This is a genomic window from Neorhizobium huautlense, assembly GCF_002968575.1.
Taxonomy (GTDB): domain Bacteria; phylum Pseudomonadota; class Alphaproteobacteria; order Rhizobiales; family Rhizobiaceae; genus Neorhizobium; species Neorhizobium huautlense.
Genome location: NZ_PVBM01000004.1, coordinates 173,700 through 192,160, shown reverse-complemented (window position 1 = coordinate 192,160; position 18,461 = coordinate 173,700). Strand labels below are relative to the sequence as shown.

Sequence of the window (18,461 nt, the reverse complement as noted above, 5' to 3'; positions counted from 1 at the left end):
AAAGGTCCTTTATGCATAGAACGGGTGGTCGATCTGGTTTTCGGCCACACTGTCATAGGTGATGATCGGCTGGGGCTGGTCGTGGACGAAGGGTCGCGGCTGATTGCCGACGGTAAAGTCACCGGAATAGGAAAGCGTCAGCGTGGCGCGTCCGGGAGGCGTCACTGAGAGTATCCTTCCAGCCATATCGAATCTGATGTCTGTCGCCCTGACACGTTCGGAAAACCGCTGAAATGCCGCAGCATCGCCGGAGCCGACTACCGCTACCCAGCCGGCGACGGAGCCTGACGAACGCAACTCCCGGCCCGCCGTGGGGCCTTCGTCCACCAGTTGAAGGCCGTTTGTCCCATGAAGGGCCGCGAAACCTGCACCGGCGCGCACCAGGAGCCATCCGTTGTCGACAATGACTTCATCAAGCCCATCCCGTCCAAGATAGGCATGGGTCCAGGGCAGGCGGGAACCAGTCGTATCGGCAATCAGCAAGGCGACGTCGCGATGCTGCATGACGCGCGGAAGAATCCCGTTCCCGGCCCAGTATGAAGGACGTTGGGTTCCCCATGGATCATCCTCTCCCGGATGATTGATCCAAAGCCGCGCCATCGGATGGCCTGAAAGGCGGATGTCCAGCACGTGCTGCTGGTGCCCCTTTTGACCGGTCTTGTGATCGACGACGGTGGAAAGCTGGGATGAAGGGGTCTTGAACAGGACGAGCTTTGCAGGTTCGAGACCCTGGCTATACCGAGCTTCGATGCTGCGATTGCCCTCGAGTTGTGCGTATTGGGCAAGATCCCGGGGCGGCTCGTAGGAGCCGGCACAGAACATTGGCAGCGAGGCGACGCCCCCATTTAGCCAGCCGTTGCCAAAAGCGACCCTTGCAAAAGGAGCGAGTTCTGTCAGAGGTCCGGCGCGCAACTCCTTGTCATAGGCGCGCCCCTGCGAGCCGGCCGGCACTCCTGCCAGCGTATGAAGCGCAATCATGCGGAAGATCAGGTCCAGCTGACCGCGTGCTCTCGCGGCAATCTCAGGCTCGGCCCATCGCTCGAGGGCAAGCAGGCCGATGAAGTCGACCGGATAATATGCGGCCGAATTCCATTCCGCCAAACCGTCGGCTTCGACGCTGTCAAACCAGCGATGGAGGCGGGTGGTCGCCAGTTCGGCTTGTTGCCGGCCGGTCCGGCCGGATGCGGAAAACACGGTGTCCGGCAACAGCTGGCCAGCAATCAATTGGCTGGTGTGGAAACAAAGGACGTGGTTCTCACTCCAAAACCACATGACGTCGTTACCAGGCTCATCCACCCAATAGCGGTAAGCGGCAATGGATGCCCGGATCTTCGCCGCGGTCGAAGGCGGCAACATCTTTTCGTAGGCGGCGAGAAGCCACAGAAGCGGAACCATGGAGAAATCGGAGCAGTCCTCCCGCCGGTCGATGCTGGCGAGGGTGGCGTCGATGATCCGGTCCATGGCTTTTTCGTCGACCTCGCCAGATGCGGCCATAGCCAGAACCCGGCCTATGCGGTCTGCGCCGTGACGGGCGCTGAAGACGAGCGCCTCCTGTTTGCGTTGCGCAAGCGAGGGAGCGGATTTCGGCGGCATAAGGCTGCCAATGAAAGCCGCATCGATCTGGCGATCGACGATGGCTGTGCCGGAGCCGATCTTTACTCTGACGCCGTGATAGCCGTCCGGCAGGTCCGTGACGGTCTCGGCGATGAGAGCAGACTGGTGGGCAGGCAAGGTACGGTCGGCGCTGGCGAGAATGGATCGGTCATGGCCGTGGCTATAGACCTCCAGATGGACCGGCACGTCGAAATCGGGCGGGTTATCGAAGATGATCTCAAGCGGCTGATTGACGAAGACATCTGCAGACGGCCGGATATTGCGGGCAAGAGGCTCGAGCTGCCGTACCGCGTCGGGGTCGACTGCCGAGGGAAGGGCGATTTCGAGAGGGCTGTCGCCACTCAATTGAAGCTCGAAGAACCAGATCGTGTCGCGTTCGGCAAGATCTTCGGTCAGAAGCAGGATGTCGTTGCTGCCGGCTTTCAACGCCAGCACGACATCGGTTTCGCTTTCCGTATTGCGCCGGAAGGGCTCGAAGCGCACCTGCTCACTGCCGTTCACCCAGATCCTCACGCCACCGCATGTGCGTAGCCGCATGCTGACCTCTTGCGGCTGATCGACAAGGAAGGTGCTGCGTAACCAACGGCTGACATGGGTCGGTACATGCCAGAAGCCAGTAAATTCGACCCGCCGATTGGCGCCCGGAAGGCTGAGGGCCGCCGGCTGCCAGTGCAATCGTGGTTCGATTTGGCGTCCGACCATCTTCGCCCAGAAAGCTTTACGACAGGGCAGGTCGCCGACATCCACAAAGCCATTGATGAATTTGTATCCGGCACGATCTTCGGCCGGAGCAGCCTGACCCGGGAAGTAAGCCTCCGACACTTCCGACAGAATCCAGGCAGTGACCGTTTCGCCCGGTGAAACGCGGTAAACGGAACGAGCCGGTTGCCCGCTGTCAGATAAACCGTCCTCCACGGTCTTCTCCCTAATGAAAATATTTGCATTTAATTCTGGAAGAGCCGCTGTTCTGACACGACCTTCCTGAATTTGAGCAAAACAGCTTGACGTTTGCGTTGTCAAGCGTCAAAAATTAGAAAATCGAGCACGGGATCCGTTGGCGAACATCTCGATCGAACGAAAATATTTTCATTGGGAGGATGAAATGCTGAAATTCCTATCGCAAGTTAGTGCCCTGGTAATCGCGACCTTCGCCTTGACGGAAGCGGCCCTTGCCGAGAGCAAAACGATCACCTTCTTGTTCACCGATGACGACCAAAGCTATGTCGAGCGGATGGCGGCGCTGAGCAAGGAATTCGAAAGCGCGCATCCGGACGTCAAAGTAAATTTCGTGTCCTCGGGATATGATGCCGTGTCAAAGCAGCTGCCGGTTCAATTGGCCGCCGGCAAGGGGCCCGACATTGCCAAGATAACCGATTGGCAATTGGCGCCTTACTATCTCGACATGCGTCCATACATGAAGGATCCGGATTCCTACGCCAAGCTGCATGGGGCCAGCCTCGATCAGTTGCGGCTGCCGAACATCAATGATCCGAAATCCATCAACGGATACGTGGCGTCCCAGACGCTGAACCTGCCTTTCGTCAACAAGACGCTGTTCGAACAGGCGGGAGAACCATTGCCAGGTCCCAAGGCTACGCTGAAGGAGATCGTCGAAGCATCCGCACGCGTGGCGAAAGCGACCGGGGCACAGATCCCCTTCACCATGGACCGGTCCGGTCACCGTTTTTCCGGCGGGGCCTATTCCTACGGCTCTACCTATATCAAGGACGGCAAGTTCAGCTTTCCGGATGCTGCAGCAAAGAAATACATTGCCGACCTCTATGCCTGGACACAGGACGGCAGCTTTCCGAAGGAAATGTGGGGTGCTGCCGGGGGATCCCAATACAAAAACATGGGCGATGAATTCGTCAACGGCAATGTCGTGACCTATCTGGCCGGCAACTGGATGGTCAATCCGTTCCAGAAGAAGATCGGCGACGCCTTCCAGTGGACTGCGATCAATGCCCCGTGCGGTGACGCCGGTTGTTATGCCATGCCTGGCGCCACGGCGATCGTTGGCTTCAAGCGGACTGAGCATCCGGAAGCGGTTGCGCAGTTCATCGAGTTCCTCGGCTCTGAAAAGGTCCAGCGCGAAATCGCCGAAAGCTACGTGATCCTCACCGGTGCCGAGATCAAGGATCCGCAATACAAGATCTCCAGCGACGACGCCAAAGCCGCTATGGCCGTCTTTCTGGAAAACAAGAAGAACGTTCCCCAGGCGGCGCGCGAGTTTGAACGCATCAAGGGTGGCACAGCCATCTATCAGACGATCGTACAGCGGATGAGCCAGTTGATCGTCGGGGAATTGAGTCTCGAGGACACCTACAAGAACCTTGAGGCAGACGTTGCCAAGATCAACGAGTCGCTTGCTGTCAAGTGACGCGGCGGAGGTGTCGGGTACGGATCACAGCCCGACACCTCATTCCATCTGCAGAGATCCTCCCGGAGATGGGCGGGGCGCGAATGCCCCGCCTGTTTCTTTTTTGATCCTGCTGCAAAAGGAAGAGCTGCGCAGGCATCGCCAGACGCAGCTCTTCTTCAGGTCATACCATTGGAGGCTGGTGCTAATTCAGGCTTTTCATGTCCACCATATCCATGTCCGTGAAAGACTGGTTGTCACCGGCCATGCTCCAGATGAAGGCATAGGCCGAGGTGCCGGATCCGCAATGGATCGACCAAGGCGGCGAGAGCACGGCCTGTTCGCTGCGGACAATCAGATGGCCGGTGGCTTCCGGTCGCCCCATCAGATGCACGACGAAGGCATTTTCCGGCAGATCGAAATAGAGATAGGCTTCCATGCGCCGGTCATGAAGGTGCGCCGGCATTGTATTCCACACGCTTCCGGTCTCCAGTCGCGTAAGTCCCATCAGAAGCTGGCACGTCGGCAATACCTTTGGATGGATATACTGGTAGAGCTTGCGCTTGTTGGACGTGGCGCTGTCGCCGAGATTGTTTTCGATCGCGTCGTTCTTGGTGACGATGCGGGAAGGGAACCGGGAATGGGCAGGGGCGCTGTTGATATAGAATTTGGCCGGTGCCGTCGCCTCCGCGCTTTCAAAAGCGATTTCGCGCGCTCCCTGGCCGAGGTAAAGCCCATCCATCGGCTGCAGGTCGTAGGTCGTGCCGTCGGCGACGACGCGGCCTGCTCCCCCAATATTGATCAGCCCGAGTTCGCGCCGCTCCAAGAGGTATTCCGACCCGACAATTTTTGCCAGGTCGTCACCCACGATCAGAGAGGTGCTGGTCGGCATCGCACCAGCCACCAGCATTCGATCATAGTGGGTATAAACGGCCTCAAGCGCTCCCGCCGAAAAAAGGCTTTCGATCAGAAAGTTTTCCCTGAGTTCCGCACCGGTCATGCGTTCAGATTGTGAGTAGTGAACGGCATGGCGCGTTTGAATGGTCGTGGTCATGTTCTTCCTTTCGTATCGCAAGCAGATTTGTCGCCGAGATCCCCTGTGTCGGACATTCTTTGGGATCAAGGCGAACGCCTATTGCTCGAGTTTGAACGCGGGTATGGGTGAACCTTCTGATCGGACAAGCTGTTCCAGTTCCGCGAGATCGGGGCATGCCGGCGGCGTCTGCAATGCCGTTTCGGTATCGGTATCAAGAGGCAATGCCATCGCCGCGGTGGCCAACACTGTCGTACCGGCAGTGATCTCGCCCTGCAACTGCGGCAGCAGCGCTTTGGCGTGGATGAGATTGGTGTTTGCAATTGGTGTCATTGCAAAGCCAGCTCGTTTCGGTCCTGGCGAAAGATCGATGATGGCGCTGATATCGCTCTGGCCATGCCAGACGGCCCGACCTTCGGACTGTTCGGGCCGATCGCGATTAAAATCGGCCCGCTCAATCGCGAAGCCGCCCTCGACGGCGCGCAGTCGGCGCGGCGTCGCGATCCGGTGGATGCGAATATGCCAGGGATTGGCAGGGAGAAGCCAGGTTTCCACCGTGACGTCGGGCCAAGGCCGCCAGCGCGAGTAAAGTCGGTCGCCAGCGATCAGCGCCTCTTCCAATGTTTCTCGCATTCGGAAGTGAACGCCGTCATCGGAGAGGCCGAGCATTCCATCGAAGCTTGCGGCGGAAAAGTTCCGGTCATCAGCCTCGATATTGAAGGCGTATCGCGTGGAATAGGCGAACTTCGAATATTTCTCATGTGCGCCGCGCATCTTGTCATGCTGTTGGCCGGACGACAAAATCACCACATTGCCGGGTGTGTGCATGGCCACCATGCCTGGTTCCTTTAAGGGAACGGGCTCTGCAAACTCCGGCATGGGCGCTTCTTCAGCAACCCAGAACGGATGATCTTCGGGCAGCGCCAACGGCAGAAAGAACTTCAGCGCCCAGTAGGGAGAACCGGCCGAATTGTAGCTTTCGCTCATGAGCAGGTTCGGATAACCGTAGCCGATTGAAAGAACGCCATCGCGATCGGCGATCGGCAGCTTCGACCACCACCGGATATGGCGCATGTAGTAGCCCTTGATCTCCGGCCATGGCAGCGCCTCGACATCGGCAAACGCCAGAGCGCCCCAAAAGCCGCCGGCTGCAAAGCGGTAGGTCTGGCTGCGACCAAAGGCGACGGCGGCACCATCCGGCCCGAACCAGTGGCGGATATCTCCAGCAAAAGTTTGAGCCCGCGTCCGGAAGCGCTCCTTTCGGGCATCGTCGCCTTTCGCCAGCACCGTATAGATCAGGCCATAGAAATGCATGGCGAAGGGAATGTAGTGATCGACCCGCCGCACCGGTCCGTCGCGATACCAGCCTTGCCCGATATCAAACGCCTCGAGCTCATTAAGATAGATCTCAGTTTTCGTTCGGTCGAAATCGATGCCGACCCGCTCAAGCCCAAGGTCGATCAGCACCCGGAAGAACTTCCAGTTGTTGTCGACGAATTCCAGCTCGCGGGCGCGCAGGAGATAGGCCGCCACGGTTTGCTGTGCGGTCTCGCTCAACGGGTCCCAGATGTGCTCGGGTACCAGCGCCAGGGCGAAGCCGATGGCAGCGAGTTCCACCAGCCTCTGATTGCGGTCGGCAAGGTCGCCCCAATATTCGGGATGGCCGGGATCCGTTCCGTTTGCGACACCGCGCCGATAGAGATCCCAGTACGGAAAACCGCCGCCTCCGGCGACAAAAGGCACGATACCCCAAAGCGGTCGGGCAAAACCCTCGAGATCAGCTGCCGCCCGATCGAATATCGCGCCCGCCGCATTGAGGCGCACGCGTGCGCCTCCTTCGGAAAAGTAGGGCAGAAGTGGCTTGAAGAGGTCGATGACGGCTCGTGAAACGTCGTCGCGGCTCTTTAAAGGGTTGCCAAAAAGCGGATTGGATTGGGCGGGATTGTAAATCAAAATCAAAATCCGGGAAGTTTCAGGAAAATGGCCGCAGGCGAGGAACTGCCCGCGGCCATGGACAGGGGCAAAGGTTACTTGATCGCCTTCACGCCGTCGGTCATCTCCTTCAGGCCATCATCGATCGAGATATTATCCGTCATGATGGAGTCATGGGCGCGATTAAGTACCACCTCGATCTTGGCTGCATTGGGGTTCACCGCCATTTCGAGGTACGACTTCCCGGCCTTCAGCGCCGCTTTGCTTGCTTCGTCCTGTGGGAAGCCGGGAAGCGCGGCGATCTTTGCCCCAACATCATCGGTACGCTGGGCCGGAATGGTGCCTGTATCGGCGACGATCTTTGCACCCTCCGGACCGCTTGCAAACTTGATGAAGTCGAGCGCTGCCTGCTTGTGGTCGGAATTGGTGTTGACAGCGAGACCGGCAATCTGCGCCGCGGTCGTACCGGCGGCGACGCCGTCTGGATGCGGGAACTTGACGATACCCCAGTTCTTGCTTTTCGATTCACCGGATTTGACCTTGGCGATCTGGGTTCCAATGAACCATGTCCCCATCGGCAACATGCCGATCGTGCCGTTGAAGAACAAAGCCGAGTAGTGCGTGTTCGATGTCTTCAACGAAGCATAAGAGGGGATGGCGCCTTCCTTTTGGAGGGCAAGTGCCCGCTCATACCATGGCTTGAGGAAGGCATATTCTCCGTCCACCAGCGTCTGCTTGCCGTCGAGAATGCCGGGCAGCTGAACCGTCGAACGCCAGGTATGCAGGAGCGCGCCATAGGTCTTGTTAGCCCCCATGCCGCCTGTGAGCTTCGTGGCGATCTGGTCGAACTGGGCCCAGGTCATGTCGTTGGTCGGATAGGCAACGCCAGCTTTGTCGAAGATATCCTTGTTGTAGTAGACGACCCAGAAATCGGACCGGAAGGGCAGGGCATAGATCTTGCCGTCGATCGTCAGTTCCTCGATCAGCCCACCGAACGGTGCGGGATCGACCTTCTGTTCTTTCATGAAGCCGCTGAGATCGCTGATGGAACCGGCCCGCACGAGGTTGGCGTAACCCGGCACGTCCTTGACCGTGACGATGTCGATATCCTTCGAACCGCCGGTCAGCTGCGTCGAAATCATTTGCTGATAGTCTTGCGACCCGAGGTCGACCGGCTCGAACTTCACGTTTGGATGTTTTGCCTGATAGGCCTCGATCAGAGGCTTGTAATAGGCGACCTTGTCCCAATCCCATAGCGCCCATTTGAGCGTTACGGCGTCGCCTGACTGGGCGAATGCCGATCCGGCGGTGGTGACGGCCAAGGCCATACCTGCCAGAGCGCCTATTATCGATCTCCCGAAGTTATCCAAATACATTCCGTTTCTCCTTCCCTGAAGTGTTTCTGGATTTCATGTGTTGCCTGGCGTCATGCGCACGCGGTTCGTTTTGCTGCTGATTTGCGATCGGCAGAGCCAGAACCGTGACCACTGCCCGGCGGGCGCCGAATGCAACGGCGAACATTCCGAGCGAAAAATTGAGCGTTGCCGGCATGAAGACTGACACCGGATAAAAAACGACATGCGCCAGCCAGAGCAGGCCCACAAAGGCTAGCGAGACAAGCGCCGGAAGCGGACGGATGATGGTTGCGGTGGATGCAAGGCGTAGCAGCGTCAAGGGCGGCAGGTCGCGCATGACCATCAGCATAACCAGGTGGCAGGCCAGCACTGCAATCAAAACCGTAACGACGAGGCTGACAGCGAGCGGTGCGGCCATCGCCAGGGTTTCTCTCGCAGCCGCAGCGTAGGTGACGATGGCATAAATTCCAATGCCGAGGGCGACGGTAAAAACGACACCCCAGAGCGTGGCGCGCCAGAAGTATCGGAGGAAGGCTTCTGTGAAATCCCGCAGAAGATAGGTGTTGCGATCTTCGACGAAGGCGACACAGATCCGCGCCAAGGCGACGAGTGCGGCGGGGAGGGTCACTACGAACATCGCTGCGAGGACAAACAGGATGTTCAGCTTGACCATCTCCCACCATTCGCGTGCGAAGATTTCTGCGAACAAGGCAAGCCCGGTCTTCTTCGGCGCATCCTTGGAAATGCCCCGGCCTTCCTTGATCCACATATCCCGCAACCACTGCATGGCCTTCTCCCGCAGGCGCCTCAGTACAAGATCGATCGTTCCGTTTGCTTGTCGAAGAGCTGTACATTGGTCATATCGGCCACCAGCGCGACCTCGTCGCCGATATTCGCCTTGAACCGCGGCGAAACCCGCGCGATCAGGTTTCGTCCGCCTGTCGTCATGTTCAGATGCACCTCGGATCCCATCGGCTCGGCGAGATCAAGGACGGCCTTGAAGGCCGCCAGATTTTCCGCCGGGATATCGGCAGGCGCCAACTCATGGAAATTTTCCGGGCGAATGCCGAGCACCAGTTCCTGCCCTTGGTAAGGCGCAATGCGGATCTTGTCGAAATGGGCCGGCAACGGCAGCTCTCGGCCGTCGAAGATCGCGACGAAGCTTTCCCCACGGCACTGGATGACGCAGGGCAACATGTTCATCTGGGGCGCCCCGATGAAGCCGGCGACAAACATATTGACTGGACGGTCATAGAGATTTTGTGGGGTATCGACCTGCTGGATATGCCCGTCCTTCATGACCACAATTCGATCCGCCATGGTCATGGCCTCGATCTGGTCGTGGGTGACATAGATGAAGGTGGCATCGAGCCGCTTGTGCAGCTTGGTGATCTCTGCGCGCATGGTGCCGCGCAGTTTTGCATCGAGGTTGGAGAGCGGTTCGTCCAAGAGAAACACTTCCGGATTGCGCACCATGGCGCGGCCGAGCGCCACACGCTGGCGCTGTCCACCCGAAAGAGCCTTCGGCTTGCGGTTGAGAAGGTGCGTGATATCGAGGATTTTCGCGGCCTCCTGCACCTTGGTGTCTATGATTTCTCGGGAAGCCTTTCGCAACTGCAGGCCGAAAGCCATGTTTTTGTAGACCGTCATATGCGGGTAAAGCGCATAGTTCTGGAAGACCATGGCGATGTCGCGGTCCTTGGAGGGAACATCGTTCATCAGGTCGTTGCCGATTTTCAGTTCACCTCCCGAAATCTCTTCCAGACCGGCAATCATCCGCAGCGTCGTCGATTTCCCGCAGCCTGACGGGCCGACGAGGATGATGAATTCCTTGTCTGCTATCTCAAGGTCGATGTCGTGGACGACGGTCAGCGCACCGTAGGTCTTGTTCAGTTTCTTGAGCGAAATGCTGGCCATCAGATGCTCACCAGTAGGAGGACCAGCTGCGCGAAAGGCGCATCAGGGCCTCCATGTAATAGTAGTCGCCCCAGGAGACGCACTCGTCGACGCCTTCGCCGCGACAGGTGTTGAAGGGCGATTTCTTGGAATAGGTGCCGTGCAGGACCAGGCCGTTGGAAATGGCGGGATCCTTGACCGCATAGCCATCCGCCAGGCTCTTGATCATCCGGCGGGCGAGGTCACGGTAACGCGCGGCATCCTCCCGCGGGACGAGGTCGGCCATCTCCAGCAGGCCGCAGGCGGTGATCGAAGCGGACGAGCTGTCGCGAGGTTCGCCGTCTTTGTCCGAAAAGGTCAGATCCCAATAGGGGACCATGTCCGTCGGCAAGCGGTTCAGATAGAAGGCAAGAAGCCGCTCGAAGGCTTCGCGATATTCCGGAAGCGGCTCGTAGCGATAGGAAAAGGCCATGCCGGCTATGCCCCAGGCCTGACCCCGCGCCCAGGCGCTCTCGTCACTGTAGCCCTGTTTGGTGACGCCGCGCACTGGCGCGCCGGTGACCGGATCCATGTAAAATGTGTGATAGGTGGAGTCATCGGGACGAACGGAATTGGCGAGCGTCGTGCGCGCATGCACCAGCGCCACCTCCCGATATTTCGGATCACCGGATTCTGCACTTGCCCAGTAAAGCAGCGGCAGGTTGAGCAGGCAGTCGATGATGTACCGATATTCTTCCGCGACGCCCTTGCGGCCCCAGGCTTGAATGAACTGGCCGATCGGCTGAAAGCGCTCGATCAACTGGTCCGCGGCAAGCAGGGCCGCCTTCCGACCGTCCTCGTCGCCCACCAGCTTCCAGGCGGCGACGCAGGATGGGGAATAGAGAAATCCCATGTCGTGATGGTCGGTCTCGATGCGGTTCACGATCCGATGCAGGAAGCTCTGGACCTGAATTTGTGCTGCGTATTGGAAGATCTTGTCGCCCGTGTGCTCGTAGGCGAGCCAGATTTCTCCCGGCCAGAAACCGGCTGTCCACTGATCGTTGGAAACGGCCGGATAGATATTGTCGACGCTGGAGTGGTTTTGCGACGCATAGGTGAATTTCGGCAGATTTCGCCTGACCTGCTCTACGGCGATATCGAGGGCGTTTCTTACCTCGATATCGGTAATCGGCTGCGGGGCGAAGGAAGGGATGGCGTTCATGGACTTAACCCTTGAGGCCCGACGAGGCGACGCCCTCGACGAAGAAGCGCTGCAGAGACAGGAAAACGATGAGGACGGGAATGAGCGCGACGACGGAGGCCGCCATGATCAGCCCGTATTCGGCCGAATACTGGGCGATGAACATTCGCAGGCCGATCTGGATGGTCTTCAACTCCGTCTTGGTCAGATAGATCATCGGTCCCAGGAAGTCGTTCCAGGTGGTGACGAAGGTGAAAATGGTGAGCGTCGACAACGCCGGCTTCGAAAGGGGCAGCATGATGCGTGCCCAGATCTGATACTCGTTCATGCCGTCGATCCGGGCAGCTTCGCACAACTCGGTGGGGATCGACATATAAAATTGCCGCATCAGGAAGACGCCGAAGGCGGTGAAGGCTTGAAGGCAGATCAGCGCCAGATGCGTGTTGTTGAGGCCAAATTCCCGCATCAGCAGGAACTGCGGCACCATGTAGACCTGCCAAGGCATGGCGATGGTGGCGATATAGCCGAGAAACAGCGTGTTCTTGTACGGAAAATCAAGCTTTGCAAAGGCGTAGGCCGCAAAGCTCGAGGTGAGAAGCTGAAGAAGCGTTACGATGATCGTCAGCTTAGAGGTGTTGTAGATGAAGAGCGCCAGCGGGATCTTCGTCCAGATGTCCACATAGTTCTGCCATTGCGGCTCGGATGGAATCCATTCGACGGGGAAGACGAAAACGTCGCGGCTCAGCTTCAACGAGGCTGACAGCATCCACGCGAAAGGCATGAGCATGACCGCGGTGATAACGATGGCGGTGGCATAAATGACAACGGTCTTCACGGCTATCTTGCGTCCGGCAATCCGCATGGCGGTCAGTCCTCCCTCTGGCGACGGAACTGGACGACAGTAACGGCGAGCACCAGGAAGAACAGCACCAGGGCGATCATGCTGGAATAGCCGAGATCCCAGGAGATGAAGGCCTCATTGTATATGTGATAGACGAGTACCAGTGTCGATGTGCCCGGGCCGCCCTGGGTGATCATGTAGACCTGATCGAAGACCTTGAAGGACTGGATCGTCAGCATGACGGTCACGAAGAACGTGGTCGGCGCAAGCTGCGGCACCGTGACATAGATGAATTTCTGCCAGGCGTTGGCGCCGTCCAGATCCGCCGCCTCGTAGAGCTCCGAGTTGATGCCCTGCAGGCCGGCAAGATAGATGACCATGTAATAGCCCATGCTCTTCCAGATGCCGAAGAGGATCACCGTCACCATGGCCCAATGACGATCGGCCGCCCAACCGGGCATGTCCTTCGGGTCGAGGCCCAGGGTATAGAGGATCATGTTGACCGGCCCCATTTCGGGGTTGAAGATCATGTTCCAGACAACTGCGACGGCGACCAGCGAAGCGACATAGGGAAAGAACATCGCCGTGCGGAAGAAGTCCCGTCCGAAGATCTTCTGATTGAGTAGGATCGCCAGGCAAAGCGCGCAGGCGAGCGTGGCCGGTACCGATACCACCGTATAGATGATCGTGTTCCAGAATGCTGCGATGAACGCCTTGTCCTCAAAAAGCCGCCAGAAATTGTCGAGGCCGGCGAAGGTGATCGCGTTGGAACCGTCCCAGTGCATGAAGGCCAGTGCGAAGGCGAAAAGGATCGGGCCGAGCGTAAAGACGGCAAAACCGATAAAATTCGGCGCGATAAAGGAATAGGCGACGAGCGCATTTTGAAGTTTGCGGCGCCGCCTGGACAAGACCTTGATCCTGTTTCGAGGAACTGCCGGTGCCCGGCCCGTCGCGGACGCCGTATCTGAAATGGACACCGATCATCTCCTCCAGGCCGATCGACCGCGGCGCAGAGCCGCAAGAGTTCAATCCGCATTCGTGAAAACGGGCGCCTTGGTGCGCTCGCTCCTGCCTCCTGATCCACCACATAGCATATCTTCCAGAGTGGTCAAACAACTTATGAATAAATCATACGAATTTTGTGGAACAGCATGAATACGTATGATAGGTGGAGGCTCCAGGCCAGCCTCAAGGAGTTGCGGAGGAGACACGTGTTCAGCGAGGTGGTAGCAAAGTTGCCGGACATTCTGTTCGAATTTTCGCCGGGCGCGCTCCAAAGGGACCGCCCGGCCTGGGCCGCCGTGCCGGCTTCCATTCGTGACGCGGTTCTCCTCGACGCAAAGAAAACGCTTCAGCAAACATGGCCGCTTATCCGGGCTTCCGACTATCGCGAATATGTCGAGACCGGCAACCGCTCACGCTTTGAGGACCTCTACTTCACCCGGCGCAGGATGCTGAACAACCTGGTGCTTGGTGAGCTGCTTGAAGGCAAGGGGCGTTTTCTTGCCGGAATTGTCGACGGCATCTTCCTGATCGCGGAAGAAAGCGGTTGGCAGTTGCCCGCGCACAATTCCTATGAGCGGGGCGGGACCCGATCCTTGCTCCCTGACGTGTCGAAACCGGTCATCGATCTTTTTGCCGCGGAAACCTCGGCGCAGCTGGCAACCGTGGTTGCATTGATGAGAGACGAACTGGACGCGGTCAGTCCGCAGATCGTTTCGCGTATTGAGCGCGAAGTCGAAATCCGCATCTTTGAACCCTATCTCGGCAGACATTTCTGGTGGATGGGGCGCGACGATGAAAGGATGAACAACTGGACGGCCTGGATAACTCAAAACGTCCTTCTGTCCGTCTTTTGCCTTCGCACAGACCAGATGTTGCGCCGGAGGGTGGTGGAGAAGGCGCTTGGCAGCCTGGATGCCTTTTTGAAGGATTATGCCGAGGATGGGGCCTGTGAGGAGGGCGTCGTTTACTATCGGCATGCCGCACTGTGTCTGCACGGGGCGATGACCATTCTTGATTCCGCGGCGCCGGGTGTGGTCAGGCCGCTCTGGGGCGAGCCGAAAATCCGCAACATGGCGGAATACATTTTAAACATGCATGCCGCAGGCAGCTATTATTTCAACTTTGCAGATTCCTCTGCGGTCGTGGAGCCTTGCGGCGTGCGGGAATATCTGTTCGGGAAAGCGGTCGGGTCCAAAGCATTGATGTCCTTCGCCGCTGCCGACAGGACGATGGCCGAAAATCAACATCTGCCGCAGGAATGGAACCTCTGGTACCGGGTGCAGGAGCTGCTCCTTGGCCCGGCGGTTCCCCGCAAGGATCAGCGCCAGCCGGGGCGAGATATCCTCTATCCGGGCATCGGGCTCTTCATCGCGAGGGACGAGCGCTACGCGCTTGCGGTGAAGGGTGGCCACAATGGCGAAAGTCATAATCACAACGATGTCGGAAGCGTGACCCTTTACAAGGACGGCCGGCCGTTCCTGATCGATGTCGGGGTCGAAACTTATACCGCCAAGACGTTCTCTCCGCAGCGCTACGATATCTGGACGATGCAGTCGGCATTTCACAACTTGCCGACATTTGGGGAGGTCATGCAATCCGATGGACAAGAGTTTGCTGCGCGAGACCTTGTGACTGAATTCAGCTCTGTCGAAGCTCGCATATCGCTCGACATCGCCGGAGCCTATCCGGGCGAAGCGCGGGTGCGAAGTTACCAACGCACAGTTTCGCTGCTGCGAGGTCGGCATGTCGAAATCCTCGATGTTTTTGATGGCGATGTCCCGGCAGTTCTGTCGCTGATGACATCTATCGAACCGCAGATATCGCCCGGACTGATCGATCTGCCATCCTTGGGCCGGATTGAGGTCGAAGGCGCCGGGGCGATCGATGTCGAGCCCATCGAAATAAGTGACGCGCGGCTGAGGATCTCATGGCCCCCCATGATCTACCGCCTGCTTGTCCCCCTTGCAGACAAACGCCTGACCCTACGGATCGTCTGAGGAGGACGAGAATGGAACTGACGTTGAAAATCGTTAGCGTCGAGGGAACCATCCTGGCATCTTCGACAGGGGAGCAGGAGGTTTTCCTGGTCTACCGTCAAAATTACCAGGAAGGCGATCAGATCATTGTCGAGGCGTCCGAACCAGGGCATGTCATCTTGGCACTCGATGACGCGATCGGTAGTGCCACGGTTTATCTATTGGGCTCTTTATTTGCTCTCAAGATCCCCTTCGGCGCCAGGCGGGCATCCCACTCGCCAAAGGCTTTCCAAGGCGACATCCATCGCCTTTATGTGCGCAAGGCCCGACAGGACGAGATCGCGCATCGGCGGAACCTCGCCTTAAACCCCTTCGACGACCACGCCAACACAACCCTGTTTCCGCATGTGAAAGCCAATGTCGAGACCCGGGGGGAGGCGGCATTCGCCGCGCGCAATGCAATCGACGGCGAGAAAGCCAGTGATGGTCACGGCTTCTGGCCCTATACGAGCTGGGGAATCGATCGCAATCCGCAAGCTGCGCTGACCGTGGAGTTCGGGCGACCGATCCAGATCGACGAGGTCGTGCTCTACTTGAGGGCGGACTTTCCGCACGATTCCTGGTGGGAGAGGGTGAGCATCACCCTTTCCGGAGGAGAGACGTTTTGTTTTCCCTTGAAAAAAACGGGCATGGCTCAATCGCTCCGGATAGAGCCGCGGACCGTTGACTGGGTAAGGCTGCACAGCCTGATAAAGGCGGATGATCCGTCACCATTTCCGGCGCTCACGCAGATCGAAGTCTGGGGGCGGGAAGCCCGTTACGTTCAATCCCAGTCAGGAGCGAAATTCGGCTGATCCGTCCTCGATGTCGTCTAGCCGACGGTCGTCCGCAAAGCCTTCAGCAGGTCGCGGTATCTAAGCTGACTTCCCCGCAAATGGTCGCGCATGGCGTTGCGAGCAGCCTCTTCATTCCTGTCGGAGATGGCCATAATGATCGCCTCATGCTCCTTGTGGATCAGCCGTCTGTAGGCCGTTTGTTCAGCCGAGCGCGATTCTGCAACCACTTTCGACTGAGGTATGACCGCAGAGCCGTGCGATTCCAGAAACTGGCGGAACAGGGGGTTGTTTGTGGCATCGGCGATGGCGAAGTGAAGGGCAAGATCCGCTTCGCGGATCGACCTGTCATTCTCGATGCAATCGAGAATGTTGCGGTGGCAGGCGAACATTGCCTCCTCCTGGGCCGGTGAGCGGCGCATGGCTGCCAACCCTGCGGCTTCGATTTCGAGCGGAGTTCGGATCTCCAGCACCTCCAGATCGGAGGAGACGCGCGCCTTGTCGATCTTTCGATTGGCTCCTCCGGGGCCACCATCGGGAGGCAGGACGAATATCCCTGCTCCCTGGCGTACTTCGACAAGTCCATCGGAACGCAGGACGGCTACGGCTTCGCGAATAACGGTTCGGCTGACGCCGTGGGCCTCGGTCAGTTCGATTTCGCTCGGCAGCTTAGCGCCCGGCTCATATTGCCCGCTCAGAATCGCCTGGCGAAGGATTTCGCCGACCTGCGAGACCAGCGATCCAGGCCCCCTGCTGCGATCCTTTGCTTGTATAGCCACGCTTTGATCCTTCATTTTGAGCGCCTGGAGCCCATTCGGTGAAGCTGAACCCTGGGTCCAGGATTCATCACACATGTATGACAAATATGGATCGCTTTCAACGGAAGAGTGCGGTTGGCAGCCGTCAAGAACGGTTCAGTGTCTTGCCGGCGCGCCGATTGAAGATGAACGCCAGTGCGGCACTAGCGCATAGCGCTGCACCCACAGCGATCACCAGGTGGTAGTCTGAAATGGTATTGGCCTCACCGCCGGAGGAAAGAAGGCCAAGCAGGCCGCCCGCCAGCGCGAAGGAGAGTGCGGACGCGACCGGGCGCGAGACGGCGGCGATCGCAGTTGCGTGACCGGCTTGTTCGGGGGCCGTATCCGCGACTGTAAGCACGGCGTGACCTGTGAAATAGACCGAGCGGACGAGACCGTTGATGAAAAGCAGCGCCATGATCAAAAGGGCGGGCGTAGACGGAAGAAGCGTTGCTTTGACGGCGATGCCGACGCCGGAAAGCAGCGCGGATAAGATCATTATTCGCATAAAACCCATTTGTTTGAACAGGGGCGCCACGATGAATTTCGCAGCGAGCGCGCCAATCGCACCGGAAAAGACGAGAAGACCGGCTTCAAACGCGTTCATGCCGAACCCCAGCTGGAGCATGAGCGCCGTCAGATAGGGAAGGGCCGCACAGCCCATCAGCATCAAGCTTGTGCCGATGGTCGTCGCCCGGAAGGTAGGCTCGCGGAATACGGACATATCGAGGACCGCATCGGTCCTTTTCCTGGCGTGTCGCAGATATCCGAATCCCGTTAGTCCCCCAAGGGCAATCGTGGCGAGCGTAACCCCGACGGGAAGGATCGGCATGCTGATCAGAGAAGCGCCGAACACGAGGCCTGAAAGGCTGATGGCGAGAAGAACGAAGCCTTTGAAATCCAAGCTGCGGGTGGGCAGGCGGACAGGTTCGGGCATGAAGCGCGAGATCAGCACGATTCCCGCCACGGCGAGGGGAAGATTGACGAGGAAAATCCACTGCCAAGCAGCGAAGGTCGTCAGGAAGCCTCCGAGCGGTGGGCCCAGCATGGGGGCGATCGTGGGCGGGATCGTCAACCACGATGTCGCCCGAACCAGGTCTTCGCCGGGCGTCACTCTGAAAAGGGCGAGCCTGGCAACCGGCGCCATGAAAGCCGCACCGATCCCCTCGACGAACCGGGCGAGGACAAAGCTTGGAAGGGACTGGGATGCCGCACAGCCGATCGAACCGAGGATAAACAGCGCCATTGACGTGCGCAGGACCGTCCGGCACCCGATCCTATCGGCCAGCCATGCGCTCAAAGGCACGAAAATCGCCATCGCGACATAATAGGCGGCAAAGGAGAGTTTCAGAGCGGCTGCAGTGGTGCCGATATCTGCCGCGATCGCCGGAAGCGAGGTCGATACGACGGTAGCGTCCATGCTTTCCATGAACAGAGCTACCGACAGGATGAGCGGCGTGCGAGACAATCGGGAGACCAGCTATCATGCGATGATCCCTTTTGGCTTGCCGGCTATGTGTCGTCAAGTCGGATGACGATTTATGGATTGATATGATGAATTCAATCCGGCATTTCTCTGCCGTTCTCTGCAGGCTGGGCTTACGGTATCCTTGACATTACCAAGGAAAAATCCTCCGTAC

Annotated in this window: 14 protein-coding genes; 3 read left to right on the top strand and 11 right to left on the bottom strand. The window is 58.4% G+C overall.

The annotated features are described in order from the left end of the window. Positions 1–9: 9 nt before the first annotated feature. On the bottom strand, positions 10–2,529 hold the full coding sequence (locus C5L12_RS06560; protein ID WP_105371215.1) for a hypothetical protein: 2,520 nt from the start codon (positions 2,527–2,529) through the stop codon (positions 10–12). A 187-nt stretch (positions 2,530–2,716) separates the two neighbouring features. Here C5L12_RS06560 and C5L12_RS06555 point away from each other — a divergent pair, with 187 nt between their 5' ends. Next, a complete protein-coding gene (locus C5L12_RS06555) occupies positions 2,717–3,994 on the top strand; it encodes an ABC transporter substrate-binding protein (RefSeq protein WP_105371324.1) in 1,278 nt (425 codons plus the stop codon). 184 nt (positions 3,995–4,178) lie between these two features. Here the strand turns inward: C5L12_RS06555 and kduI are convergent, their stop codons facing one another. The 8 genes from kduI to C5L12_RS06515 all read right to left on the bottom strand — a co-directional run bounded on the left by kduI (position 4,179) and on the right by C5L12_RS06515 (position 13,187). Further along, positions 4,179–5,027 (bottom strand): 5-dehydro-4-deoxy-D-glucuronate isomerase, encoded by an 849-nt coding sequence (gene kduI, locus C5L12_RS06550; protein ID WP_105371214.1) that lies wholly within the window; start codon positions 5,025–5,027, stop codon positions 4,179–4,181. A gap of 78 nt (positions 5,028–5,105) precedes the next feature. Next, positions 5,106–6,959: a DUF2264 domain-containing protein gene (locus C5L12_RS06545; RefSeq protein ID WP_105371323.1), complete on the bottom strand. Its 1,854-nt coding sequence runs from the start codon at positions 6,957–6,959 to the stop codon at positions 5,106–5,108. A 74-nt stretch (positions 6,960–7,033) separates the two neighbouring features. Continuing rightward, positions 7,034–8,314: an ABC transporter substrate-binding protein gene (locus C5L12_RS06540; RefSeq protein ID WP_105371213.1), complete on the bottom strand. Its 1,281-nt coding sequence runs from the start codon at positions 8,312–8,314 to the stop codon at positions 7,034–7,036. Continuing rightward, a complete protein-coding gene (locus C5L12_RS06535) occupies positions 8,301–9,080 on the bottom strand; it encodes a DUF624 domain-containing protein (protein WP_105371212.1) in 780 nt (259 codons plus the stop codon). The genes C5L12_RS06540 and C5L12_RS06535 overlap by 14 nt, the downstream gene beginning before the upstream one ends. 20 nt (positions 9,081–9,100) lie before the next feature. Further along, a complete protein-coding gene (locus C5L12_RS06530; RefSeq protein WP_105371211.1) occupies positions 9,101–10,210 on the bottom strand; it encodes an ABC transporter ATP-binding protein in 1,110 nt (369 codons plus the stop codon). Between the two features lie 7 nt (positions 10,211–10,217). Further along, positions 10,218–11,390: a glycoside hydrolase family 88 protein gene (locus tag C5L12_RS06525; RefSeq protein ID WP_105371210.1), complete on the bottom strand. Its 1,173-nt coding sequence runs from the start codon at positions 11,388–11,390 to the stop codon at positions 10,218–10,220. A 4-nt stretch (positions 11,391–11,394) separates the two neighbouring features. Next, on the bottom strand, positions 11,395–12,231 hold the full coding sequence (locus tag C5L12_RS06520; RefSeq protein WP_105371209.1) for a carbohydrate ABC transporter permease: 837 nt from the start codon (positions 12,229–12,231) through the stop codon (positions 11,395–11,397). A gap of 5 nt (positions 12,232–12,236) precedes the next feature. Further along, positions 12,237–13,187 (bottom strand): carbohydrate ABC transporter permease, encoded by a 951-nt coding sequence (locus C5L12_RS06515; protein WP_105371208.1) that lies wholly within the window; start codon positions 13,185–13,187, stop codon positions 12,237–12,239. Between the two features lie 234 nt (positions 13,188–13,421). Between C5L12_RS06515 and C5L12_RS06510 the strand changes: the two genes are divergently transcribed. Then, the gene (locus C5L12_RS06510) at positions 13,422–15,212 is read left to right on the top strand and encodes a heparinase II/III domain-containing protein (RefSeq protein ID WP_105371207.1); all 1,791 of its coding nucleotides are present in this window, start codon (positions 13,422–13,424) and stop codon (positions 15,210–15,212) included. Between the two features lie 11 nt (positions 15,213–15,223). Next, entirely contained in the window at positions 15,224–16,045 is an 822-nt protein-coding gene (locus C5L12_RS06505) for a carbohydrate-binding protein (protein WP_105371206.1), read from the top strand. 17 nt (positions 16,046–16,062) lie between these two features. Here the strand turns inward: C5L12_RS06505 and C5L12_RS06500 are convergent, their stop codons facing one another. Continuing rightward, positions 16,063–16,818 (bottom strand): FadR/GntR family transcriptional regulator, encoded by a 756-nt coding sequence (locus C5L12_RS06500; protein WP_205839311.1) that lies wholly within the window; start codon positions 16,816–16,818, stop codon positions 16,063–16,065. 109 nt (positions 16,819–16,927) lie between these two features. After that, a complete protein-coding gene (locus C5L12_RS06495; protein ID WP_105371205.1) occupies positions 16,928–18,289 on the bottom strand; it encodes an MFS transporter in 1,362 nt (453 codons plus the stop codon). Between the last annotated feature and the right edge of the window lie 172 nt (positions 18,290–18,461).